The 22902-nt window shown below is 69.9% G+C and carries 21 protein-coding genes and 4 tRNA genes; 11 read left to right on the forward strand and 14 right to left on the reverse strand.

Translation table 11 applies throughout. The features are described 5' to 3' along the window. Positions 1-23 precede the first annotated feature (23 nt). The 4 genes from ABD151_RS07885 to ABD151_RS07900 are packed head-to-tail and all read right to left on the reverse strand — an operon-like array spanning position 24 to position 3470. Complete coding sequence (locus ABD151_RS07885; RefSeq protein ID WP_343993043.1) at positions 24-593, reverse strand: class III extradiol ring-cleavage dioxygenase family protein; 570 nt, start codon at positions 591-593, stop codon at positions 24-26. Further along, complete coding sequence (gene folP, locus ABD151_RS07890) at positions 590-1453, reverse strand: dihydropteroate synthase (protein ID WP_343993045.1); 864 nt, start codon at positions 1451-1453, stop codon at positions 590-592. The genes ABD151_RS07885 and folP overlap by 4 nt, the downstream gene beginning before the upstream one ends. Further along, positions 1450-2406, reverse strand: coding sequence for a glucosyl-3-phosphoglycerate synthase (locus ABD151_RS07895; RefSeq protein ID WP_343993047.1), 957 nt, complete (start codon positions 2404-2406; stop codon positions 1450-1452). Before ABD151_RS07895 ends, folP begins: the two co-directional genes overlap by 4 nt. After that, positions 2403-3470, reverse strand: coding sequence for an alpha/beta hydrolase (locus ABD151_RS07900; RefSeq protein ID WP_343993049.1), 1068 nt, complete (start codon positions 3468-3470; stop codon positions 2403-2405). Before ABD151_RS07900 ends, ABD151_RS07895 begins: the two co-directional genes overlap by 4 nt. Before the next feature lie 77 nt (positions 3471-3547). Here ABD151_RS07900 and ABD151_RS07905 point away from each other — a divergent pair, with 77 nt between their 5' ends. Next, positions 3548-5719 (forward strand): RNA degradosome polyphosphate kinase, encoded by a 2172-nt coding sequence (locus tag ABD151_RS07905; protein ID WP_343993051.1) that lies wholly within the window; start codon positions 3548-3550, stop codon positions 5717-5719. A 10-nt stretch (positions 5720-5729) separates the two neighbouring features. Here ABD151_RS07905 and ABD151_RS07910 read toward each other — a convergent pair whose 3' ends face one another. Further along, positions 5730-6785, reverse strand: a complete 1056-nt coding sequence (locus ABD151_RS07910; protein ID WP_343993053.1) for a hypothetical protein — start codon at positions 6783-6785, stop codon at positions 5730-5732. A 44-nt stretch (positions 6786-6829) separates the two neighbouring features. Here ABD151_RS07910 and ABD151_RS07915 point away from each other — a divergent pair, with 44 nt between their 5' ends. The 5 genes from ABD151_RS07915 (at position 6830) to pstB (ending at position 11847) form a co-directional block, all read left to right on the forward strand. Continuing rightward, the gene (locus tag ABD151_RS07915) at positions 6830-7687 is read left to right on the forward strand and encodes an NUDIX hydrolase (RefSeq protein ID WP_343993055.1); all 858 of its coding nucleotides are present in this window, start codon (positions 6830-6832) and stop codon (positions 7685-7687) included. A gap of 175 nt (positions 7688-7862) precedes the next feature. Next, positions 7863-8963, forward strand: a complete 1101-nt coding sequence (pstS, locus tag ABD151_RS07920) for a phosphate ABC transporter substrate-binding protein PstS (protein ID WP_343993057.1) — start codon at positions 7863-7865, stop codon at positions 8961-8963. A gap of 61 nt (positions 8964-9024) precedes the next feature. Further along, positions 9025-9957, forward strand: coding sequence for a phosphate ABC transporter permease subunit PstC (pstC, locus tag ABD151_RS07925; RefSeq protein WP_343993059.1), 933 nt, complete (start codon positions 9025-9027; stop codon positions 9955-9957). Between the two features lie 6 nt (positions 9958-9963). Next, on the forward strand, positions 9964-11037 hold the full coding sequence (gene pstA / locus ABD151_RS07930; RefSeq protein ID WP_343993061.1) for a phosphate ABC transporter permease PstA: 1074 nt from the start codon (positions 9964-9966) through the stop codon (positions 11035-11037). Between the two features lie 30 nt (positions 11038-11067). Then, positions 11068-11847, forward strand: coding sequence for a phosphate ABC transporter ATP-binding protein PstB (gene pstB, locus ABD151_RS07935; protein WP_343993063.1), 780 nt, complete (start codon positions 11068-11070; stop codon positions 11845-11847). Between the two features lie 129 nt (positions 11848-11976). Here the strand turns inward: pstB and ABD151_RS07940 are convergent, their stop codons facing one another. From ABD151_RS07940 to ABD151_RS07960, 5 genes are all read right to left on the reverse strand, one after another. Next, complete coding sequence (locus tag ABD151_RS07940; RefSeq protein WP_343993065.1) at positions 11977-12822, reverse strand: hypothetical protein; 846 nt, start codon at positions 12820-12822, stop codon at positions 11977-11979. A 410-nt stretch (positions 12823-13232) separates the two neighbouring features. Then, positions 13233-14237: an inorganic phosphate transporter gene (locus tag ABD151_RS07945; RefSeq protein WP_343993067.1), complete on the reverse strand. Its 1005-nt coding sequence runs from the start codon at positions 14235-14237 to the stop codon at positions 13233-13235. Positions 14238-14241: 4 nt separating this feature from the next. Further along, a complete protein-coding gene (locus tag ABD151_RS07950) occupies positions 14242-14937 on the reverse strand; it encodes a DUF47 domain-containing protein (RefSeq protein WP_343993069.1) in 696 nt (231 codons plus the stop codon). Positions 14938-14964: 27 nt separating this feature from the next. Next, complete coding sequence (locus ABD151_RS07955) at positions 14965-15165, reverse strand: hypothetical protein (protein ID WP_343993071.1); 201 nt, start codon at positions 15163-15165, stop codon at positions 14965-14967. 216 nt (positions 15166-15381) lie between these two features. Then, entirely contained in the window at positions 15382-15585 is a 204-nt protein-coding gene (locus ABD151_RS07960) for a cold-shock protein (protein ID WP_056863399.1), read from the reverse strand. Between the two features lie 346 nt (positions 15586-15931). On the opposite strand from ABD151_RS07960, the gene ABD151_RS07965 reads away from it, so the two are divergent. From ABD151_RS07965 to ABD151_RS07975, 3 genes are all read left to right on the forward strand, one after another. Then, positions 15932-16007 (forward strand) — tRNA-Lys (locus tag ABD151_RS07965). Positions 16008-16144: 137 nt separating this feature from the next. Next, on the forward strand, positions 16145-18490 hold the full coding sequence (locus ABD151_RS07970) for a hypothetical protein (RefSeq protein ID WP_343993081.1): 2346 nt from the start codon (positions 16145-16147) through the stop codon (positions 18488-18490). 74 nt (positions 18491-18564) lie between these two features. After that, positions 18565-19218, forward strand: a complete 654-nt coding sequence (locus ABD151_RS07975; protein WP_343993083.1) for a PaaI family thioesterase — start codon at positions 18565-18567, stop codon at positions 19216-19218. Between the two features lie 116 nt (positions 19219-19334). On the opposite strand, the gene ABD151_RS07980 is transcribed toward ABD151_RS07975, so the two are convergent. Then, entirely contained in the window at positions 19335-20828 is a 1494-nt protein-coding gene (locus ABD151_RS07980; protein WP_343993085.1) for an NAD(P)/FAD-dependent oxidoreductase, read from the reverse strand. 188 nt (positions 20829-21016) lie between these two features. Here ABD151_RS07980 and ABD151_RS07985 point away from each other — a divergent pair, with 188 nt between their 5' ends. Then, positions 21017-21946: an ATP-binding protein gene (locus tag ABD151_RS07985; protein ID WP_343993087.1), complete on the forward strand. Its 930-nt coding sequence runs from the start codon at positions 21017-21019 to the stop codon at positions 21944-21946. A gap of 7 nt (positions 21947-21953) precedes the next feature. On the opposite strand, the gene ABD151_RS07990 is transcribed toward ABD151_RS07985, so the two are convergent. The 3 genes from ABD151_RS07990 to ABD151_RS08000 form a co-directional block, all read right to left on the reverse strand. Continuing rightward, complete coding sequence (locus tag ABD151_RS07990) at positions 21954-22295, reverse strand: metallopeptidase family protein (protein ID WP_343993386.1); 342 nt, start codon at positions 22293-22295, stop codon at positions 21954-21956. Between the two features lie 84 nt (positions 22296-22379). Then, positions 22380-22453: transfer RNA gene (locus tag ABD151_RS07995), tRNA-Asp, on the reverse strand. Positions 22454-22548: 95 nt separating this feature from the next. Next, positions 22549-22621, reverse strand: a tRNA-Glu gene (locus tag ABD151_RS08000). A gap of 125 nt (positions 22622-22746) precedes the next feature. Here ABD151_RS08000 and ABD151_RS08005 point away from each other — a divergent pair. Continuing rightward, a tRNA-Phe gene (locus tag ABD151_RS08005) sits at positions 22747-22820 on the forward strand. The last annotated feature ends 82 nt before the right edge of the window (positions 22821-22902 follow it).

A 22902-nucleotide genomic window follows, 5' to 3' on the forward strand; every position in this document is an offset into this window, starting at 1 on the left:
GAGATCGGCCGCTGCGAGATCCGTCAGCCGATCTCCCAGCGCGCCACCCAGTAGCGGACGCCGAACGGGTCGCCCGCGTAGTCCAGCTCGGCGCTGCGCACCTGCGGGTCGAGCTCGCCGAGACGCCGCAGCGCGGGTGCCCCGGCGATCAACAGCTCCTCGGCCAGGGTGAGGTCCAGTAGGGCGAGGTCGGTCGGATCGCCTGCCTTCAGGGACCGCTCGATCGCCTCGTCGACGGCGAAGCTGCGCTCGTCGAGGTGGCCGGGCGCCTTCTCGCCGCGCCGGGCGGAGCCGTCTGCCACGAGCAGCGTCGGCCTCGCGTCCAGCACGAATGCCTCAGGCGTGACGACCTCGACCGTTCCCGCGAAGCCGGCCAACAGCTCACGGGCCACCCGCTCCTGGTAGCCGACCTCGATGCCGTGCGCACGCTCAGCCTGATCGGCGGGCCGGGCGACCACGCGCACCGCGTCGGCGTCGGCGCACAGCCAGCCGACCGCTGCCAGGCACGCCTCGCGGACCTCGGCGATCGGGTCTACGCGACCCGCGTACTGCGCCAGCAGCGCCGGTGCCCCGGCCACGACGGCGACCTTCATGAGAGTCCTCGAATCGCTCGCTTCGGCGCCAGCCGGCCGGCGATCACGTTCGCCATGTCGACCACCTGGCGGGTCTCGACCACCTCGTGCACCCGGTAGATCCGAGCCCCGTGCCAGGCGCTGATCGCGCTCGCCGCCAGGGTGCCGAGCAGCCGCTCGCCGACCGGGAGGTCGAGCGCCTCACCCACGAAGTCCTTGTTGGAAAGGGAGACCAGCACCGGCCAGCCGGTCGCCACCATCTCGTCCAGGCGCTGGGTCAGTTCCAGGGAGTGGAAGGAGTTCTTCCCGAAGTCATGCGCGGGATCGATGATGATCGAGCGCCGGTCCACGCCAGCGGCCAGTGCCCGCTCGGCGTACGCAACGGTGTCGGTGATCGCCGAGGCGACGACGTCGGCGTACTCGATCCGGTGCGGACGGGTCCGCACCCTCACCCCGCCGGTGTGCGTGCAGACGATCGCGGCGCCGTACTCGGCGGCCACGTCGACCAGCTCTGGGTCCGCGCCGCCCCAGGCGTCGTTGAGCAGGTCCGCGCCCTCGGCGCAGACCACCCGGCCCACCTCGGCGCGCCAGGTGTCGACCGAGATCACCAGGTCCGGGAACGCGGCGCGCACCCGGCCCACGAACGAGCCCACCCGGCGGATCTCCTCGGCGGCGTCGATCTCGACGCCCGGTGCCGCCTTGATCCCGCCGATGTCGACGATCTCGGCACCCTGCTCGACGACCTGCGTCACCCGGTCGAAGGCCTTGTCCTCGGCCCAGGTGGCGCCCTTGTCGTAGAAGGAGTCCGGCGTGCGGTTGACGATCGCCATCATCAACGTCTGCTGGTCGTCGAACTCGTGGCGACCCAGCTTCAGGGTCATCGGGCTCCTTCCAGATAGTCCCGCGCCGGGGGCCGCTCGTTGGTCGGCACTAACCGGTCCACCGGCACCGAGCCGGAGGCGTCCGAGCGGAACTGACGCAGGGAGAGTCCATCATCCGCACGGAGGGGTCCGCCCGCCCGGGTATGCGCCGCGGCAAGGATCTGGGCGGCCATCCCGCCCAGGTCGCGCAGGGCCTGGTGCCGGTGCGCTCGCCGGCCGAGGTCGACCTGGGCGATCGCGTCGGCGCCGCGCAGCCGCAGGGTGTCGACCAACGCCGCCAGCTCGACCGCGTAGCCGGTCGGCACCGAGAGCGAGGCGAAGAGCTCGCGGCGGATCGCCCACTCGCCGGCCAGCGGCTGCACCAGCCCTGCCAGCTCCGGAAAGTGCAGCGCGATCAACGGCCGGGCGACCAGCTCGGTGACCCGACCGCCCTCGTAGGCGCCGCCGTCGGGCAGCGCCTTGGCGGTGAGCAGCGGGCGCTCGTAGAAGCCCTTCACCAGCTCGACGCCCGGGTCGGTCAGCAACGGCCCGAGCAGGCCCGGGACGAAGTGGGTGTCCCAGTCGAGCAGGTCGGCGTCCATGAAGACGACGATGTCGCCGGTGGTCACGAAGAGCGACTTCCACATCGCCTCGCCCTTGCCGGGGAAGGAGCCCAGGTCCGGCCTGATCTCGGCGGCCCGATGCACCCGGGCGCCGGCGTCGCTGGCCACCGAGAAGGTGTCGTCGGTGGAGTCCGAGTCGATCACCACGACCTCGTCGAGGAGCTGCACGGTGTCGACCAGCGCATCCCGCACCCGCGAGACGACGTCGCCGACGGTGGCTGCCTCGTTGCGCGCCGGCACCACGAGACTGACCTTCGTGTCACCCTTCGCAGCCAGCAGCTGCGGGAGCGTCCACTCCTGCCACCGCCGGGTGCGCTGATCGAACCACTGTGCCAAGGCTGCTGTGGTCACCGCTTCAACGCCGCAGAGAGCTGCTCGGCCATCACGCCGACCGCGTCGCGCGCCGCACACGGTGCGCCCAGCCAGTTCAGGAAACCGTGGATCAGACCGGTCTCACGGCGCAGCTCGACGTCGACGCCGGCCTCGACCAGCCGGCGTGCGTACGCCTCGCCCTCATCCCGCAGCGGGTCGAACCCGGCAGTGACGACCAGAGCGGGGGCGACGCCGTCCGGGATCTCGGCGCCGAGCAGGTGCACCCGCGGGTCCGGGCGCAGCGCGTGATCTGGGACGTAGGCGTCGATCGCCAGGTCCATGAACTCGTGGGTGAGGAAGAAGCCCCGACCGAAGAGCTGGCGGCTGGCGCTCTCGCCGAACGAGTCGGTGACCGGGTAGATCAGCAGCTGGAACGCGAGCGGCAGCCCCTCGCGAGCAGCGGCGAGGGCGAGTGCTGCGGACAGGTTGCCACCGGCGGAGTCACCCCCGACCGCCATCCGGTCGGCGTCCACGCGCCACTGCTCGGGGTCGCCGAGCACGGCTCGGTAGACCGCCAGCGAGTCCTCGAAGGCAGCCGGGAACGGCGCCTCCGGAGCGAGTCGGTAGTCGACCGAGATCACCTGGACGCCGGCCCGGTCGGCCAGGAACCGGCAGACGCTGTCGTGGGTGGAGTGCCGGTCGCCGTAGATGAAGCCGCCGCCGTGGATGAAGACCAGGGTCGGCCGGGCCGCGGCGTCCAGCAGCTCACGCGGCACGTAGACCCGGACCGGCACGCCGCCCGCCTCGGTGTCGCTGATCGCGCCCATCGCGAACGCCTCGCCCAGCAGCTCGCTCTGCTCGGCGAGGACCACCCGCCCCTGCGGGATCGGGAAGGTCTCCGCGCCGGGCTTGCGGCTGAGCCGCTGCACCCGCAGCAGCAGCTGGGTGCTCACGTCCAGGGTCTGCCCGTCGATGACCACCGGTGCACCGGCCAGCAGCCGCTTGGCGCGCTCCGGCAGAGCGAACAGCGCCCGGACGGCGCCACGCTCCGCGGCCTGTTGGACCCGGTGGGCTCGAGCGGCAACTGCTCCGGCTGTCGACATGAGGCGACCCTACTCCGGCCCGCCCACCACCGCTGGACGTCACCTGCTGTTCACCACCAGGTGCCACACTGACCGCCATGAGCGCCGAGGGCCTGCCCACTCACGCCGTCGATCCCTTCTCCGAGGGGCCGAGCGACGACGTGCTGTCCGTGCACACCGACACCTTCGACGTCGACCCGCCGTACCTGGCCGCCGCCGCCGACGTGGCCGACCTCGAGGCGTTCGCCGACCGGTTCGCCGACCGCGAGCTCTCCTGGCTGCGCTTCAACCAGCGCGTGCTGGAGCTCGCGGAGGACACCGCCCTCCCGCTCCTGGAGCGGACCCGGTTCCTGGCCATCTTCGCCAGCAACCTGGACGAGTTCTTCATGGTCCGCGTCGCCGGCCTCAAGCGCCGGATCGCGGCCGGGGTCGCGGTCCGCACGGCGTCGGGGCAACGGCCTCGTGAGGTCCTCGACACCATCTGGCAGACCACCTCGGAGCTGATGAGCCGGCATGCCGCCGTCTTCAGCGACGACGTCGTTCCCTCGCTGCGCCAGGAGGGGATCGAGCTGCTGCGCTGGGACGAGCTCGACCGCGAGGAGCAGAAGTACTGCAAGCGGCTGTTCAAGGAACGGGTCTTCCCGGTGCTCACCCCGCTTGCGGTCGACCCGGCGCACCCGTTCCCCTACATCTCCGGGCTGTCGCTGAACATCGCGGTTCTGGTCCGCAACCCGCGCACCGGCAAGGAGCACTTCGCCCGGGTCAAGGTGCCCTCGAACTTCAACCGCTTCGTCGCCCTGGGCAACCAGCGCTTCGTGCCGCTGGAGGACGTGATCGGCGAGCACCTCAAGCGGCTCTTCCCCGGCATGGAGGTGCTCAAGACGCACACCTTCCGGGTCACCCGCAACGAGGACCTGGAGGTCGAGGAGGACGACGCGGAGAACCTCCTCGCCGCCTTGGAGAAGGGGCTGCTGCGCCGCAAGTTCGGGCCGCCGGTGCGGCTCGAGGTCGAGGAGTCGATCGATCCCGAGGTGCTGGAGCTGCTGGTCAACGAGCTCGGGGTCACCGAGGGCGAGGTGGTGCGCCTGCCCGGTCCGCTCGACCTGCGCGGGCTGCACGACATCGCCGATCTGGACCGTGACGACCTCAAGTACGACGCGTTCGTGCCGACCACCCATCCGCTGCTCGCTCCGGTGGAGTCGGCGAGCCCGGTCGACGTCTTCAAGTCGGTGCGCCGCAACGACGTGCTGCTGCACCACCCCTACGACTCGTTCGCGACGTCGGTGCAGCGCTTCATCGAGCAGGCCGCGGCGGACCCGCACGTGCTGGCGATCAAGCAGACGCTCTACCGCACCTCCGGCGACTCGCCGATCATCGACGCCCTGATCGACGCCGCCGAGGCCGGCAAGCAGGTGCTGGTGATCGTGGAGATCAAGGCCCGCTTCGACGAGACCAACAACATCCGCTGGGCGCGCAAGCTGGAGCACGCCGGCTGCCACGTGGTCTACGGGCAGGTCGGGCTGAAGACGCACTGCAAGCTGGCGATGGTGGTGCGCGACGAGCCCGAGGGCATCCGCCGCTACACCCACATCGGCACCGGCAACTACAACCCCAAGACGGCACGCAGCTACGAGGACCTCGGCCTGCTGACCAGCGACCAGGTGATCGGCGAGGACGTCGCGCACCTGTTCAACAATCTCTCCGGCTACTCGCGCAACGCCTCCTACGACCAACTGCTGGTGGCACCCGACTCGGTCCGCGACGGCCTGATCGCCCAGATCCACGCCGAGATCGCCCACCACCGCGAGGGCCGGCCTGCGGCGGTCTGGATCAAGGCGAACTCCGTGGTCGACGAGGCCGTGATCGACGCGCTCTACCTGGCCTCGCGGGCGGGGGTGTCGGTACGACTCCTGGTCCGCGGGATCTGCTCGCTGCGACCGGGCGTGCCGGGCCTGTCGGAGACGATCACCGTGCGCTCGGTGCTCGGCCGCTTCCTCGAGCACAGCCGGATCTTCTGGTTCGCCGGCGGTGGCGAGCCGGTGGCCTGGATCGGCTCGGCCGACATGATGCACCGCAACCTGGACCGCCGGGTCGAGGTGCTGGTGCGGCTGCCGCGCCCCGAGCTGGTCAGCGACCTCGAGGAGCTCTTCGACCGCGCCTTCGACCCCGAGACCGATGCCTGGGAGCTCGACGCCGACGGCACCTGGACCCGCACCCCGGGCACCCAGCACCTGCAGTCCCTGCTGATCGCCAGCCACCGCCGCCGCTAGCCCGGAGGTTTCAGCAGGTGGCGAGCAGGACCGGTCCAGCGGCGAGGGCGGAGAGCGGGAAGGCGTCCGGCTGCAGCTCTCCTCGGATCGCCAGCACGCTGCCGTCGACCTCGGCGGAGTCGAAGGCGAAGACCTCCGGATAGGCGAGCAACTGGCCCGGGTCCTCCGCCTTGGCCAGCGCCGAGCGGGGGCCCTTGTCGTCGGCCGCCTGCTCGTCGTCCTCGAAGCCGAAGCCGACGGTGAGATCGCCGCCCGGCCCGATCGCCACCAGATAGCCGGTCAGCGGCGAGACGCCGCCCACCTCCTCGACCAGCCGACGGGTCTCCGCCCGCGCACTGGCATCGGCCTTCGCCATGCTCAGCTCACCGCAGGCCTGCTCACCGAGCAGCACGGTCGCCGTCAACGGCTCACCGGCAGCCGCCATCAGGTCGTCCTGGTCGAGCCCGTCCTCGTCGCCTTGCGCCACCTCGACCGCGGTGGCCAGGAAATCCGGGGAGTCCGAGCCCAGCAACAGGCCCTCGTCGTCGAGGAAGGCCAGGTGGGAGAGCTCGTAGGTGGCCAGCCCACTGACCTCCGCGATCGCGTCCGGGCCGCCCTGCCAGACCCCACCGGAGGTGGCGTCGTCGTCCGGCTCGGAGAAGCCGAGCTCGGTGATCGCGGTACGAACTGCGGCCAGGCTCTCGTCGGTGCGCAGGATCACCACCTGACCGGCCTTCGACTGCCCCAGCACCTCCCACTGCGCCGCGAGCGGATTGAGGCCCAGGCCCTGCTCCAACATCGCCGACGACGGCGCCAGCGCGGAGTTGGTCAGCTCGGCGTCCAGGGCCTCGGCCACCAGCGCCTCCCCTGCCTCGCCGCTGACATCGTCGACGCCCTGCTCCGCACGGATCGCCGCCCAGTCGGTGAAGCTCACCCGCTGCATGTCGGCCGGCAGCAGCCGGGCGGCCTCCTGCAACGTGGTCGGGCGCGGCCACATCCACCAGGCCACGCCGGCGGCGGCTGCGAGCAGTGCCACGACCACCACGACGAGGGTCCACCGCCGCGCGCGCGTCTGGAGAAACTTCACGGGCCATGCTCCTGGAGGTCGATGGGTGATGTGAGACTAGCCGTATGCCGCAGGCCGAGATCATTGCCGCAGGCGCAGTCGTCGTCCGGAAGCCGGGCGAGGTACTGCTGGTGCACCGTCCGCGCTACGACGACTGGTCCTTTCCCAAGGGGAAACTGGATCGCGGCGAACACGTCACGGCCTGCGCGGTGCGCGAGGTGGGCGAGGAGACCGGGCTCGACATCCGGCTCGGCCGCCCCTTGGGGCGCCAGCACTACTTCGTCAACGGTCGCGACAAGCTGGTGCACTACTGGGTCGGGCGAGCGGTCGGCAGCACCGACGTCTCCGGCTACCAGGCCAACGCCGAGATCGACGCGGTCCGCTGGGTCGGCTTCGCCGAGGCCGCCGACCTGCTCACCCACTCCCGTGACCGGGAGACGCTCGAGGAGGCGGTTGGGCGCGCGGCGAAGACCCACACCCTGGTCGTGCTCCGCCACGCCCGCGCGCGCTCGCGATCGCGGTGGCGCAGCGACGATCGCTTCCGGCCCCTGCTGGTGGCCGGCGACGCCCAGGCCAAGCGGGCGGTGCCGCTGCTCGCCTCCTACGACGTCAGGCGGCTCGTCTCCTCGCCGAGCACGCGCTGTGTCACCACCCTGGTTCCCTACGCCGACGCCACCGACCGCACCATCCACACGGTGCCCGCGCTCAGCGAGGAGGAGGCCACTGCTGCCTCGGTCGGCGACGTGGTGGCGCGACTCCTGGAGGACGGCCGCCGCACGGTGCTGTGCAGCCACCGGCCCGTGCTCCCCGACGTGTTCAAGGCACTCGACGTGCCCGACCCGGGCCTGGAGCCCGGCGAGATGCTCGTCGTCCACCACCGCGAGGGCAAGGTCGTGGCCACCGAGATCTGGTGGGTGCGTTAACAGCCGGGGTCAACCCCGTCACGCCGTCGTTCACGTGATGGCCGTCGCATCTCCGCCGTCCGGTGACCAAAGCGCCAAATGACGTTCACCATCCGTTCACCAAGGCCGCCAGGTTCGGTCACTTGGCCTTCCTAGTTTCAGGATCGACAAGTGATCAAAGAACCAGGAGTACGAAGTGAAGCGCACTTCTTTCCGCCGGGGCGTCGCTCCGGCCGTGGCCGCGATCGCGGCCATCTCGCTGACCGCCGCCTGCGGTGCCGCGAACGAGGACAACGGGGACACCGGCGGCGACAGCGGCCTGTCCGGCACGCTCAACGGTGGCGGCGCCAGCTCGCAGGAGGCCGCGCAGACCGCATGGCGCGCCGGCTTCCAGAGCGCCAACGGCTCCGGCGTCACGGTCAACTACGACCCGGTCGGCTCGGGCGGTGGCCGGGAGAGCTTCATCTCCGGCGGCTTCGCCTTCGCCGGCTCTGACTCCTACCTCGCGGACCAGGAGCTCACCGACGCGGCGGCCAACTGTGGCGCCGACCCGATCGAGGTCCCGGCCTACGTCAGCCCGATCGCCGTCGTCTTCAACATCGACGGCGTCGACGAGCTCAACCTGAGCGCCGACGTGATCAGCCAGATCTTCAACGGCAAGATCGCCAAGTGGAACGACCAGGCGATCGCCGACCTCAACGAGGGCGTCAAGCTGCCGGACGCTGACATCAACGCCGTGCACCGCGCCGACGACTCGGGCACCACCGAGAACTTCACCCACTACCTGAGCGTGGTCGCCCCCGACGCCTGGCCGCACGGCGAGGTCGAGACCTGGCCGATCAAGCACGGCGAGGGCGCCACCGGCACCTCGGGCGTGATCAGCGCGGTCACCGACAACCCGAACAGCATCGGCTACGCCGACGCCAGCCAGGCCGGCGACCTCGGCACCGTCAAGGTCCAGGTCGGCACGGAGTTCGTCGCGCCGAGCCCCGAGGCCGCCGCGAAGATCCTCGAGGTCTCGCCCCGCGTCGAGGGTCGCCCGGCCGTCGACATGGCGGTCGACCTCGATCACAAGACCCAGGAGGCCGGCGTCTACCCGATCGTGCTGACCTCCTACCTGCTGGCCTGCCAGACCTACGAGGACGCCGCCACGGCCGACCTGGTCAAGGGCTACCTGACCTACGTCGTCAGCAGCGAGGGCCAGAAGACCGCAGCTGAGAACGCCGGCTCGGCGCCGCTCTCCGCGACGCTGTCCGACGAGGCCACCAAGATCATCTCTGCCATCTCGGCCAAGTGACCAAGCGCGTAGGGGCGGGGCAGGTGCCTCGCCCCTACGCGGGTCCTAGGAGTCAACTCACGTGAGCACTACCCAGAGCAGCGCCGAACAGAGCACCCGTTCGGCCCGTCGGCCAGGCGACACGATCTTCGCCGGCCTCGCCACCGGAGCGGCCTTCACCATCCTGGTCGCCCTTGCCGGCGTCGCGATCTTCTTGACCCTGGAGGGCTGGCCGGCGATCACGGCGAGCCCCGAGGAGATCGGCGAGTCGAACATCATCGTCTACGTCTGGCCGCTGCTCTTCGGCACGCTGCTGGCCGCGGCCCTGGCCATGCTGATGGCCGCGCCGCTGGCGATCGGCGTCGCGCTGGTGATCTCCCACTACGCGCCGCGGCGGGTGGCCGGGATCGTCGGCGGGCTGATCGACCTGCTGGCCGCGGTGCCCAGCGTGGTCTACGGACTGTGGGGCATCCAGTTCCTCGCTCCGAAGGTGTTGCCCTTCTACCAGACGCTCCAGGAGCGTCTGGGCTTTCTGCCTTTCTTCGAGGGTCCGGCCACCTCCGGCCGCACCATCCTCACCGCCGCCATCGTGCTGGCGGTGATGGCGCTACCGATCATCACCTCGATCAGCCGCGAGGTCTTCCTGCAGACGCCGACGCTGCACCAGGAGGCCGCCCTGGCGCTCGGTGCCACCCGCTGGGAGATGATCCGGATGACGGTCTTCCCCTACGGTCGCTCCGGCGTCATCTCCGCCGTGCTGCTCGGCCTGGGTCGCGCCCTGGGCGAGACCATGGCGATCGCGATGGTGCTCTCGGCCACCGGTGTGGTGACCTTCAACCTGATCTCCACCCAGAACCCCTCCACCATCGCCGCGAACATCGCGTTGAAGTTCCCGGAGGCCTCCGGGATCTCCGTCAACGTGCTGATCTTCAGCGGCCTGGTGCTGTTCGTCGTCACGTTCCTGGTGAACTTCCTCGGCCGCTGGATCGCGGGCCGCGGCCAGGTGAAGGGCTGATCTGCCATGAACGCCGTTGAGACCGCTCCGGAGAAGACCTACACGGCCCTGCCCCTGGTCGCGCCGCAGCTGCCCAAGTGGGCACCGCTGATCGCGCTGCTGATCTCGGGCTCGGTGGCCGGGCTGGTCAGCCTGCTCGCGGGCTGGGGCCTGTACGCAGCCGCCTTCGTCACCGTGCTCCTGTTCGCCATCGTGCTGCCGGCCTGGTCGCGCGGCGTCGAGGGCGCACGCCGCAGCAAGGACCGCCTCGCCACGATCCTGATCTGGTCGACGTTCGGGATCGCGCTGATCCCGCTGGTCACCCTGATCTGGCAGGTCGTGGAGAACGGAGCTCCCGCGCTGAGCGCGGAGTTCCTGACCTACAGCATGCGCAACGTCGTCGGCGAGGGTGGCGGCATCTACCACGCCATCGTCGGCACGCTGATCATCACCGCCTGGGCCACCGTGATCTCGGTGCCGATCGGCGTGATGACGGCGATCTACCTCGTCGAGTACGGCAACAACCGGCTCCCGGCCCGGATCATCACCTTCCTGGTCGACGTGATGACCGGCATCCCCTCGATCGTCGCCGGCCTCTTCGCCTACGCGCTGTTCGTGCTCTTCTTCGGGCCCGGCGTCCGGATGGGCTTCGGCGGCTCGGTCGCACTCGCCGTGCTGATGATCCCGATCGTGGTGCGCGCCACCGAGGAGATGCTGAAGCTGGTGCCGCACGAGCTCCGCGAGGCCTCCTACGCACTCGGCGTCCCGAAGTGGCGCACGGTGACCAAGGTGGTGCTGCCGACGTCGCTGGGCGGCATCATCACCGGCGTGACCCTCGCCATCGCCCGGGTCGCCGGCGAGACCGCTCCCCTGCTGATCATCGCCGGCAAGACCGACTCGGTGAACTTCGACGCCTTCTCGGAGCGGATGGCCTCGCTGCCGGTCTTCATCTACTACAGCTACATGCAGCCCGGGGTTCCGCCCGAGTTCGGCCAAGAGCGGGCCTGGGGCGCCGCCCTGGTCCTGATCGTCCTCGTCCTGTTCCTGAACCTCCTGGCTCGCGCCGTCGGCCGGTTCTTCGCCCCCAAGACCAAGCGTTGAGCGCGCGGCACCACAAGGAAAGCAACTGACATGGCAAAGAGCATCGACGTCTCCGACCTGAACATCTACTACGGCGACTTCCTCGCCGTCCAGGACGTCAACATGACGATCCGGGCCCGCGCGGTGACCGCCTTCATCGGGCCGTCCGGCTGCGGCAAGTCCACCTTCCTGCGCTCGCTGAACCGGATGCACGAGGTGATCCCGGGGGCGCGGGTCGAGGGCAAGGTCGTCGTCGACGGCCAGTCGCTCTACGACCCGGGCATCGACCCGGTCGCGGTCCGTCGTGAGATCGGCATGGTCTTCCAGCGGCCCAACCCGTTCCCGACGATGTCGATCTACGAGAACGTGCTGGCCGGCAACCGGTTGAACTCGAAGCGGATGAAAAAGTCCGAGGCCGACGCCATCGTGGAGAAGTCGCTGCGCGGCGCGAACCTGTGGAACGAGGTCAAGGACCGTCTCGGCAAGCCCGGCATGGGCCTCTCCGGCGGCCAGCAGCAGCGACTCTGCATCGCCCGCGCGATCGCCGTGGAGCCGCAGGTGCTGCTGATGGACGAGCCCTGCTCGGCCCTCGACCCGATCTCGACCGCGGCGGTGGAGGACCTGATCCACGAGCTCAAGTCCGACTACACGATCGTGATCGTCACCCACAACATGCAGCAAGCCGCCCGCGTCTCCGACGACACCGGCTTCTTCAACCTCAAGGCCGTCGGCGAGCCCGGCCACCTGGTCGAGTTCAACCCCACCAAGAAGATGTTCTCCAATCCCGACAACGAGTCCACCGAGGCCTACATCTCGGGCCGCTTCGGCTGACCCTCCCCTTGCCGCGTCTCCGTGGGGCGGCGGATCGTCCCTAACGTTTTGGCTGCCGATACGCGTCCGGCACAGCCAAAACGTTAGGGACGATTGCAATTCAACGGCGAGGAGCCCGGAGCCCAGAGGTCAGATGATCCGACGGTGGCCGAGGCGATGCTCGTGACGGGTGCCGTAGAGCTCGCGACGCGCGACCACCGAGTCGGTTTGGATCCACCACGACGGCGGCTCGAGGCTCCACGCTCTCGCTGACGGCGCGCGGTGGGCACAGCGTGCGCGTGCGGCGCGCAACCGGTCCGCCACCCGTGCCGGGTCCTCGCCGGCCACCATCGTCACGTACTCAAGCCCCAGACGCCGGAACTCCGCCTCTCGTTGGATGTCGCGCCGGCGCTGTGCGACATCGAGGTGATGCGCACCGTCGTACTCGCCGATGAGCCCCGCTTCCTCGTCCAACAGGTCGGGCACACCGACCAGGTGCCCGTCGCGGGTGAAGACCGGCGTATTGCACAGTGGCCTCGGCAGTTCCGCTGCAAGCCAGATCCACCTCATCCGGACCTCTTGGGGCGACCAGGAGTTCTCGTCGAGGCACGCGAGGCAGGAGCGCGCTCGCGCGATCCCGTGGAATCGGCCGTGGGCGAGCACGTACCTGGTCAGCTCGTCGCGGCTCACCAGGTCGTTGAACATCGCCATCTCGGCCACGATCGCTGCGTCCAGGTCGGTGCTCGCTGCCCGCATCCCCTGGAAGACCGACCGCACCGCCGTCGTCAGAACCACGCCTTCATGGACGGTGAGATCGCGCGGTGAGATGCGTTCCTGGGTCACCTGCGTTCCCCGTTGCTGCCGCATGTGCAAGGCACTGGCGATCGGAACCGGCAGCAGGGAGAACCCATCCGGTCCACGACCGGTGAACCAACGTCCGCCGAGCCAGCGCAGCGCTGCCCAGCCGGTGACGCCGGCGCCGGAGCGCAGGGTCATCGACGCCTCAAGGATCCGCTGCTCGGGGCGGGCAGCGTCGACACTTCGCGGGACATAGCGGCCGCGCGAGCTGCAACGCCACAGCGGTCCGCGTGACTGGGCCCGGGTGGGTCCGGAGCGCCCCGTAGGGTCGACTCGGACCGGCAGGGTCAACGTGCCGGCCCAGCTCGGTCCCGGCAGTGCACAGGCGCGAAGTCCGGGGGCCGGTGCCCGCCACGGCCCGCTGCCACCCGCCGTCGACGGGTTGGGGAGCGGCGAGGTGGTCATGCCTCATGCTGACCGACCGACGCGCCCTTCGGCCGGCTATCCACAGGCAGCCGACGTCCGCCTTCAAATCAGCGTCGTCCCTAACGTTTTGGTTGCCGCGACGGCGGCTGAACGACCAGAACGTTAGGGACGATCGGTGAGGATCAGATGACCTCGAGGAAGAAGTGGCACAGGTAGTAGGCCACTGCGGCCACGGCACCGGCTGCCGGGAAGGTGAGCACCCAGGCGGTCACGATCGACTTCGCGACGCCCCAGCGCACCGCGGAGAACCGCTTGGTGGCACCGGCGCCCATCACCGCGGAGGTGATCGTGTGGGTGGTCGAGATCGGAGCGTGGAAGGCGAAGGCCGTCGTGTACAGGACACCCGCCGCCACCGCCTCGGAGGCGAAGCCACGTGCCGGGTCCAGGTGGATGATCCGGCGACCGAGGGTGCGCATGATCCGCCAACCGCCGGAGTAGGTACCCAGCGAGATCGCACCGGCCGCGGAGACCACGACCCAGAACGGGATCGAGTCGCTGTCCGCCGAGTGGAAGCCACCCGCGATCAACGCCAGCACGATGACGCCCATCGTCTTCTGGGCGTCCTGCAGGCCGTGACCCAGCGCCATGCCGGCCGCGGAGACCGTCTGCAGCATCCGGAAGGTGCGCTGCGCCTTGTGTGGGTTGGCGCGGCGGAAGATCCACATGATCGCCAGCATCAGCAAGAACGCAGCAGCGAAGCCGAAGAGCGGCGAGAAGATCATCGGGATGACGACCTTCTCCACGATGACGTCCCACTTCACAGTCACCCCGGCAGCGACGGCCGAGCCGACCAGGCCGCCGATCAGTGCGTGCGAGGACGACGACGGCAGACCGTAGTACCAGGTGATCATGTTCCAGGCGATGGCGCCCAACAGGCCGGCCATCACGATCACCAGGCCGTGCGTGCCGTCACCTGGCGTGATCACCGAGCCGACCGTGTTGGCGACCTCCTGGCCGAGGAAGGCACCGATGAAGTTCATCACCGCTGCCATCAGCAGGGCCACCCGCGGGGTCAGCGCCCGCGTGGAGACCGACGTCGCAATTGCGTTGGCGGCGTCGTGGAAGCCGTTGGTGTAGTCGAAGACGAGGGCAACGACGACAACCGCGATGACGATCGCGAGTTCCACGGACTCAGGACTCCTTGACGGCGATCTGCTCGACGATGTTGGCCACCGTCTCGAACGCGTCGATGGCGCCCTCGAGCGCCTCGGTGATGTCCTTGAGCTTCAGCACCTCCAGCGCCTCGTACTTGCCGCTGAAGAGGCTCGCCAGGATCCGTCGGTGCGACTTGTCACCGGTGTTCTCGAGGCGGTTGATCTCGATCCAGTACTCGTCGAGCGACTGCATCGCCTGCAGACGAGGCATCGCCTCGGCGGTGAGCTCCGCACAGCGCTGGAGCACCTCCACCTGCGCGGAGAGCTCCGCCGGCAGCGTGCCGACCTCGTAGAGCAGGATCAGGTCGACGGCCTCGTCCATCTCGTCCATGACGTCGTCAAGGCCGGAGGCGAGGTCGTAGATGTCCTCACGGTCGAAGGGCGTCACGAAGGTGCTGTTCACCCGGCGCACGATGGCGTGGGTGGTCTCGTCAGCCGCGTGCTCGGCGTCACGCATCGCAGCTGCGACTGTGGGCCGGTCAGAGGTGTCGGACAGCATCTCGGCGAGCAGTTCTGCTCCCCGGACGAGGTGCTGCGCCGATTCTGAGAAGAGGTCGTAGAACGAAGCGTCTACCGGTCGAAAGCGGAAAGCCACGGAGAACTCCTGATGAGGAGGAGAAGAACGCGAACATGCTAGGGCGTCTTGCGGCGTGTCGCCCAACTGCGGGTCCATCGGGCGGTTCGCGACATGCCCGCGCGGCTACGCGGAGGGGCCGGGATCGGCCTCGACGTCGTCCCGCGGCTCCGGGGGGCGTACGGGCGTGACGCCCAGGATGGCGTCGATCTGCTCCTGCGACAGAGGCCCGTCGGACTCACTGGCGGCGACGATGAGGTTGGCGGTCATCTCGACCTCTACGAGGAGCTCGCCGTCCTCGAGGGTCACATCGAACTGGTCCTGCACGACACTCCTCCTCCCCCGAATCTCGCCTGGCTGCCGGGCACCTCCACCCCTGAGGCGCACCTGCATCCCCATCATCCCCCGGGCCACCCAGCTCCAAACCCCTGGAGCGGAAAATGACCCAGAAATGCCACGAAGGTCCCAGTCCGTGTGGACTGGGACCTCCGCTGAAGTCAGGCCAGCTGGCCCTCGTTCGGGATGTCGATCAGCAAAAGCCGATCAGACCGGGCGAACGTTCTCCGCCTGCGGGCCCTTCGGGCCCTGGGTGACGTCGAACTCGACCTTCTGGTTCTCGTCCAGGGACTTGTAGCCCTGGGTCTGAATCGCCGAGTAGTGCACGAAGACGTCGTCGCCGCCGTCCTCCTGCGCGATGAAGCCGAAGCCCTTCTCAGCGTTGAACCACTTCACGGTGCCCTGAGCCATTGCTCGTTACTCCTTAATCGGGGCGAGAGGCCGCCACTTCGACGGCCCCACAACAGATGCGGTGACACGTCGCTCCGACTAGTGAGACATCCCACGAGAAGAAACGCCTTTGGATCACAAACTCCCTGGGGCGTCAGCCTTGCTGGAACTTGCACCGTTGCACGCCAGACACTACCAACTTCGGGCTCAAAGGGAACCATCTGCGGAAGTGAACCCTGTGGAACTTCTGCGTTAATGAGTGTTTCGGCCTGCCACCTGGCAGGTTCTGGCTGCCACCGGGGCCGCCGCGCCGGAGTTCGACGACCCTCGCCCCCGCCGAGCGCGACGGCGGGCTAGGCTCCCGGGTGGGCCCTTAGCTCAATTGGCAGAGCTCCGGACTTTTAATCCGTTGGTTGTGGGTTCGAGTCCCACAGGGCCTACCACCTGCCTCCCCCACCGCTGCGGCAGCGCCGGTAGCGGGCCTGCGCCGGCCGGGCAGCACCGCGCGGCACCCGTGCCCCGGGTGATCCTTTTCCGAGTTCATGCGTAACGAACAGGGAAGTTGCGTAGTTTGCTGCATATGGAGGAGCAGGCTTCGGCAGCAGAGGGAACGCCACGAAGCGGCCTGATCGATCGTTGGCTCGCCACCCGCACGGCGGACGACGACGCGGCTGCCGAGGGGCACACGTCGGCGAGCCCGCATGAGGAGCCGCCGGGCACCGTGCAGTCTGCGCCCGCTCGGACCCGTGGCGACGGCCCCCGCTCGGCGCTCTCCCGCCTCGCCGAGCGTCGCGCGGCGCGCGGCGGCCAGCCCCGCGACTTCGCTGCCGAGATCCTCGGCGCACTCGGCGATGCCCCCAGCACGCAGAGCGCGACCCCTCCTTCCGACGACGTCGTCGCGGCACGGGTCACCGAGCACCCTGAGCCCGCGGACGCGCAGCGCACGAGGCCGCACACCGATGAGCCGGTCCCGTCCTCCAGCGCCGCGCCCGTTGTCGATCTCGCTGACGTGGCCGCTGCGGCCTCGCCGGTGGAGCAGCCTGCGGGCCGGCTCTCCCTTGCCGGGTTGCGGGCGCGCCGCAAGGAAGCAGGGTTCGACCCCCTCGACACCCGGATCGCGGGGCTGGAGTCGTTGGTCTCCGAGCCCGCGCCCCTCCCTGCACCGGACGACGATGCATCGGCCAGGATCGCCACGCCGGCGCAGGAGCCGATCACCCCGGTTGCATACGTGGCCGAGCGCGACGCCGAGCGCGACGCCGCATCGGGTGGCGAGCAGACCCCGACGCACGCCGAGCCCGACCGGGCGGTCGCCGGCGCAGAGGCGCCGGAATCGGAGCACGCCGACGCCACGCAGGGCGCGGAGTCCGCTGCCCTCGCTCCGATCGCACCGGCAGAGGTCGCACCCGCAGAAGTCGCCCCGGCGGAGGCCGTCCCCGTGGTGCCCGACGCAGCACTCGCGGTCGCCGGCTCCGTGCCCGAGCGGGACGAGCGAGCCGAGCGACTGGCCCGGATGGTGCGCAGCCGACGTGGTGGCGAGCCGGAGCCCGCTCCCGCGCCGCAGACCGCGCGCGCGGAGGAGCAGCCCGTGGCCGAGGCTCCGGTCACGGAGCCTGTCATCGCACCGGTTCCTGCTGCCCCGCCGGCTGCATTGGGCGAACCGCAGCTCCCGCCGCGACCGGCTCCCCGTATCGACCCGCTGGCAACCCTCGCCACCCCTGCCGCACCGCCCGCCGAGACACCAGCCAATCCAGCACCGACTCCCCCCATCGACCCACTGGCGTCCCTCACCACCGCATCCCAAGGGCCCGCCACACCGACACCGACCACGCCGGCCACCTTCGACGCACCGGAGATCCCTGCCGGGGTCGACGTCTTCGCCTCGTTGCGCGACTCCGTCGCCAGCCCGCCGAAGAAGCCCCTCGACGCACCCGTCGACGTGTTGGCACCGCTGCGCGACGCGCACGGAATGCCCGCCCCGAGTACGACGGAAACGGCTGCCGAGCCCGCCGCGACCACGCCGTCGTTGGACCCGCCCCGCCAGGGTGGCGCCCACTCGGCCGGGCCCGACCCGGCGGCCGACATCACCACAGATGCGGAGGCGCCGAAGCCGGTGCAGGCCGGCAAGCGACGCGCCAAGGTCGACGCACCGCCGCCCAACCCGGCCGCGGACGACGCGATCATGGCGATCGCTCTGGAGGCGGTCCTACGCGCCGAGGGCGGCACCGCGCCCGCTCCGACCACGGCGTCCCCGGCCTCGACGGTCAAGCCCGCCGCACCCGAGGCCCCCGTCACGCCCCCGGCTGCCACCACCCGCCCGGCGAAGCCCGTGCCGGCGACGCCCGTGCCGCCGCAGGAGCGCCGAACGCCGGAGCCCCACTCCCCCCAGCCGCATGACGACGGCGACCTGCCCCGCAAGCATCGCCCGCCGGAGCGCCCGCTCACGGTGGGCAGCGGCGTCCCCGCGCTGGTCGAGTTCGACCCGCAGCGCTCGACCCAGCACCTGCTGGCGATGTTCCTCTTCCTCAGCGTCGTCGCCACCATCGGCACCGGCTACCTGGCCTACGACAGCCGCGGCATCACCGAGATCGCGATCGCCGCGTTCTGCGGGGTGCTGATGCTGATCCTGTGGAGCGCGCACTCGACCGCCGCGCCGCCGCGGGTCAAGATCGAGCACGGCACGCTCGAGGTGCGGAGCAAGGACAGTCACCACCGCTTCGACCTGACCAGCCCCTACACCGACCTGGTCGCCACCGGCACCCCGGGACGGCGCAACTGGAAGGTCAGCATCCACCGCAAGAGCATGCGCGCCTTCGTGATCGACTCCACCATGGTCGACGGCCGGGAGTTCATGCCGGTCCTGGAGGTCTGCCGCGCCGAGGCTCGCCGCCGGGCCACCGACTCCGACCGCCGGCACCACGGACAGTGAGCCGCCTGCGGTGCGGGCCTCACCGAGCGGTACCGCAGCTCACCGGAGGTCCGAGCGCCGCCTAGAGTGCTGGCATGTTCGACACAACTGAAGAGGACCCCCGCTCGCCCGAGGAGGTGGAGCGGGAGCTCGCCGTCCGCGGCGGGCTCGCGGCCTCCACCCGTGACCTGGTCGACGCCGTCATCCGCAGCACGGTCGACGACCCCGAGCTGATCGCCGTGCGCGAGGAGATCGACCGCCTCGTCGCCCGCCTGCGGGTCAGCCAGATGGAGGGCTCGTTCGGCGTCAACCGGGCCGGCTCCGGCGACGTCCGCGCCCAGGGCAATGCGGTCATCGGCCTGCGCAACGCGATCGCGCCGCCCCTGGTGATCACCCAGGAGCCGGAGGGTCGTGCCTGGTCCGACTTCCATCTCGGCGCTGCCTACGAGGGCCCGCCCGGCCTCGTCCACGGCGGTGTCAGCGCCCTGATCCTCGACCAGTTGGCGGGTGAGGCAGCCGCCGCGGGCGGAGCTCCCGGCATGACCGGCACGCTCACCCTGCGCTACCGCCGCGGCACGCCGTTGGGCGACCTGCACGGCGAGGCCTGGATCGAGAAGGTCGAGGGCTACAAGACCACGGTGAAGGGTCACCTCAAGGACGCCGAGGGCGTCACCGTCGAGGCCGAGGGCCTCTTCATCCTGCCGCGCTGGGCGCGGGAGCAGAGCCAGACCCCGACCCGCTTCGAGTGAGCCCGGCCGCAAGTCGCGGCTTGGCGCCACTGCGGCGTCGCTGACGAACGTTCGGCCCCTGAAATCCTCGATTTCAGGGGCCGAACGTCAGGGACTATCGGGAAAGGGCGGGCGCCTCAGGAGGTGGCGGATGCCTCGGACTGGCCCTCGGGAGCCTTCTCGTCCGGGACGCCGCGGGCACCGGTGTCGGTGAGCCGCGACTCCTCCTCGGCAACGGCCTCCAACTCGGCGCGGCGCGCCTCGATGATGGCGTCCATCTCGCCGGGATCGCTGACCAGCTCGCGGGTTCCGCCGTCGAGACGCTCCAGGGCGACCCGGGCGAAGATCTGCTGCTCGGTGACGGTCCGCTCGGAGCGGTCGTTGCCGATGAAGGTGATCGCCCAGCTGAGCAGCGCACCGATCCGGCTCTTGAAGCCGGTCAGGTACATCAGGTGCACCGCCAGCCACATCAGCCAGGCCACGAAGCCGCTGAGCTTCAGCTTGCCCACGCTGGCGACAGCGCGGAACTTGCTGATGATCGCCATCGAGCCCTTGTCGAAGTACTTGAAGGGGCCCTGCGGCGCCTTGCCGTTGAGGCGGTTGTCGATCTCCCGGGCAGCGAACTTGCCACCCTGGATGGCGACCTGCGCGACACCGGGCAGGTGGTCGAGGCTGATCATGTCGCCGAGGACGAAGACCTCGGGGTGCCCCGGCAGCGTCAGGTCCGGGTTGACGGCGATCCGGCCGGCCCGGTCCAGCGGCGCGCCGGTCTGCTCCGAGAGGGTGCGACCCAGCGGGTTGGCCTGCACGCCGGCGGCCCAGATCTTCGCCACCGAGTCGATCCGGCGGACGCTGCCGTCCTTCTCCTTGACCTCCAGGCCACGCTCGTCGACGGCGGTCACCATCGCACCGAGCTGGACCTCGACGCCGATCTTCTCCAGCTCGGCCTTCGCCTTGGCGCCCAGCTTGGCACCGAAGGGAGGCAGCACCTGGGGCGCGGCGTCGAGCAGGATCACCCGCGAGTCGCGGGTGTCGATGGCACGGAAGTCCTTGCGCAGCGTCTTGTGGGCGAGCTCGGCGATCTGACCGGCCATCTCCACGCCGGTCGGGCCGGCGCCGACCACCACGAAGGTGAGCAGGTGGTCGGTGGGCTCGCCACGCGACGCGGCGTTCTCGGCCATCTCGAAGGCGCCGAAGATCCGGCCGCGCAGCTCGAGCGCGTCGTCGATGCTCTTCATGCCGGGCGCGAACTCGGCGAAGTGGTCGTTGCCGAAGTAGGACTGGCTGGCACCGGCGGCGACCACGAGGGAGTCGTAGGAGGTGACCGTCTCGCGGCCCAGCACGTTGTGGGTCACGGTGCGCGACTCGAGGTCGATCGCGGTGACCTCGCCGAGCAGGACCTGCGCGTTCTTCTGGCGAGCCAGCACCTCGCGGGTGGGCGGAGCGATCTCGCCCTGGGACAGGATGCCGGTGGCGACCTGGTAGAGCAGGGGCTGGAACAGGTGGTGCGTGGTCTTGGCGACCATCGTCACGTCGACGTCGGCGCGCTTGAGCGCCTTGGTGACGAAGAGTCCGCCGAAGCCGGACCCGATGACGACGACTTGGTGCCTGTTCTGCTTGTCGGTTGACATCCCCTGGGGGCCTTTCCTGGTACCGGTTGTCCCCTCCATGATCCCACTTCGTGTCCGCTGAGTGGAATCGGGACCTGCGGTCCGCCGGTTCCCGGAAAAATCGATGTTTCACCTGGCGCAGATCGGGGTATGGACGTTCCGAACTGGCACAACATGGCTGCACCTAGGCCGCGTGCAGGAGAGCTGGATTGCCGCTGACCAAGCCGACACTGACGCTGGAGCCCAACCCCCGGTCCGTCCAGGACGCGCGGCGCTGGGTATCCCAGGCGTGCCAGGAGCTCGGTCGCGAGGACCTCATCGAGTGCGCGGAGATCGGTGTCTCCGAGTTGGTCACCAACGCGTTGCTGCACGCCGAGCCGCCGATCGGGCTGCGGATCCGCGGCACCCGCCTGCACCCCCGCATCGAGGTCTCCGACGGCTCGGCAAAGCCGCCGGTGCCCAACCCCCGGATGGGTGACGACGACGAGCTGCTCTCCACGATCGGGCGCGGCCTGGGCATGGTGGCGATGTGCTCGAGCGCCTGGGGCGCCTATCTGCAGCGCGACGGCAAGACGGTCTGGTTCGAGCCGGCCACCACGCTCGCCGAGGACCCGAGCGTCTTCGGCGAGGTCTACGAGGCCTCCGCGTTGCAGCACCCGAAGGTGGCGCCCGGGGACGGCCACCAGGTCCACCTGCTCGGGCTGCCGGTCGGCCGCTTCGCCGCCTGGGCCCGCCACTTCCGCGACCTCAGCCGCGAGCTGCGGCTGCTCGCGCTCGCCCACGCCGCGGCCTACCCCACCGCCCGGGTGCTCTCGGACCTGTTCGGCACCTTCGGCGAGGAGTGGAGCAAGGCCCGCGGCCTGGAGCTCCTGGACGGCGCCACCGAGGACGACCCCCGGGTCCTCGACCTCACCGTCTCGATCTCCGCCAGCGCCCCGGCGATGATGAGCCGGATGATCGACGTCCTGGAGCTGGCGGACGCCTTCTGCCGCAACGAGCGGATGCTGACCCTGGCCACCACCGCGGACCAGGCCGCCCTCCAGCGCTGGCTCTTCACCGAGCTGGTCCGGCAGCCGGCCGGCGACCTGCCGACTTCCTGCCCGCGCTCACCGGTCGCGAACCAGCCCGGGCACCACTAGCGTCCGGCTAGGCGTAGCCCAGCTCGTGCAGCCGGGCGTCGTCGATGCCGAAGTGGTGGGCGATCTCGTGCACCACCGTGATCGTCACCTGCTCCTCGAGGTCCGCCGCGTCGTGGCAGTAGTCCAGCAGCGGGTTGCGGTAGATGAAGATCCGGTCCGGCAGCTCCAGCGCATGGTTAGCCGAGCGCTCGGTGAGGGCGACGCCGTCGTACAGACCGAGCAGATCGGGATCGTGAGCGGGGGCGTCGTCCTCGACCAGGACCACCACGTTCTCGACCAGGGCCGCGATCTCGTCGGGGATCTGGTCGAGGGCTCGGTCCACGAGCTCCTCGAACTCGGCGCGCTCCATCTCGATCACAGAGCCGAACCTACGTGAGCACACAACCCGGAAATGACGCGAGGCCCGGCAGATCTCTCTGCCGGACCTCATCTGCGACCCCGACGGGACTCGAACCCGCGGCCTCCGCCGTGACAGGGCGGCGCGCTAACCAACTGCGCTACGGGGCCTTGCTTTGTTGCGTTTGCTCCGTTCCGAAGCGGTAGAACCTTAACCCACGACCCCGGGTGATTCCCAAATCGGGGTCTTGCTGCGCTGGTTCCAGCACCCCCAACGGGATTCGAACCCGTGCTACCGCCGTGAAAGGGCGACGTCCTAGGCCACTAGACGATGGGGGCCTGCTCTCCCGGCCGGCCGAGGCCGCCCGTTCGTGCTCGCACAGCATAAGGGCCACGCGCACCGGGTGCCAAAGCCCCACGGTTTCGCACCCAGACCCCTGCTGGGGTATGGTTCTGCGCGGCGCGGCCAGGTAGCTCAGTTGGTACGAGCGACCGACTGAAAATCGGTAGGTCGGCGGTTCGACCCCGCCCCTGGCCACCCTCCTCCGGGGCCGTGGACATCGTCCACGGCCCCGGAGTCATTTCGCCCCAGCCAGCACCCGCAGGTCGGTTAGGGTCGG

It is taken from the genome of Nocardioides dubius (genome assembly GCF_039528155.1).
Taxonomy (GTDB): Bacteria; Actinomycetota; Actinomycetes; order Propionibacteriales; family Nocardioidaceae; genus Nocardioides; species Nocardioides dubius.

Coding starts and splice junctions, on each gene's coding strand:
- ABD151_RS07885 (WP_343993043.1), bottom strand. CDS start 593: ATGAAGGTCGCCGTCGTGGCCGGGGCACCGGCGCTGCTGGCGCAGTAC.
- folP (WP_343993045.1), bottom strand. CDS start 1,453: ATGACCCTGAAGCTGGGTCGCCACGAGTTCGACGACCAGCAGACGTTG.
- ABD151_RS07900 (WP_343993049.1), bottom strand. CDS start 3,470: ATGTCGACAGCCGGAGCAGTTGCCGCTCGAGCCCACCGGGTCCAACAG.
- ABD151_RS07905 (WP_343993051.1), top strand. CDS start 3,548: ATGAGCGCCGAGGGCCTGCCCACTCACGCCGTCGATCCCTTCTCCGAG.
- ABD151_RS07915 (WP_343993055.1), top strand. CDS start 6,830: ATGCCGCAGGCCGAGATCATTGCCGCAGGCGCAGTCGTCGTCCGGAAG.
- pstA (WP_343993061.1), top strand. CDS start 9,964: ATGAACGCCGTTGAGACCGCTCCGGAGAAGACCTACACGGCCCTGCCC.
- pstB (WP_343993063.1), top strand. CDS start 11,068: ATGGCAAAGAGCATCGACGTCTCCGACCTGAACATCTACTACGGCGAC.
- ABD151_RS07940 (WP_343993065.1), bottom strand. CDS start 12,822: ATGACCCTGCGCTCCGGCGCCGGCGTCACCGGCTGGGCAGCGCTGCGC.
- ABD151_RS07950 (WP_343993069.1), bottom strand. CDS start 14,937: ATGGACCCGCAGTTGGGCGACACGCCGCAAGACGCCCTAGCATGTTCG.
- ABD151_RS07960 (WP_056863399.1), bottom strand. CDS start 15,585: ATGGCTCAGGGCACCGTGAAGTGGTTCAACGCTGAGAAGGGCTTCGGC.
- ABD151_RS07970 (WP_343993081.1), top strand. CDS start 16,145: ATGGAGGAGCAGGCTTCGGCAGCAGAGGGAACGCCACGAAGCGGCCTG.
- ABD151_RS07975 (WP_343993083.1), top strand. CDS start 18,565: ATGTTCGACACAACTGAAGAGGACCCCCGCTCGCCCGAGGAGGTGGAG.
- ABD151_RS07980 (WP_343993085.1), bottom strand. CDS start 20,828: ATGTCAACCGACAAGCAGAACAGGCACCAAGTCGTCGTCATCGGGTCC.
- ABD151_RS07990 (WP_343993386.1), bottom strand. CDS start 22,295: ATGGAGCGCGCCGAGTTCGAGGAGCTCGTGGACCGAGCCCTCGACCAG.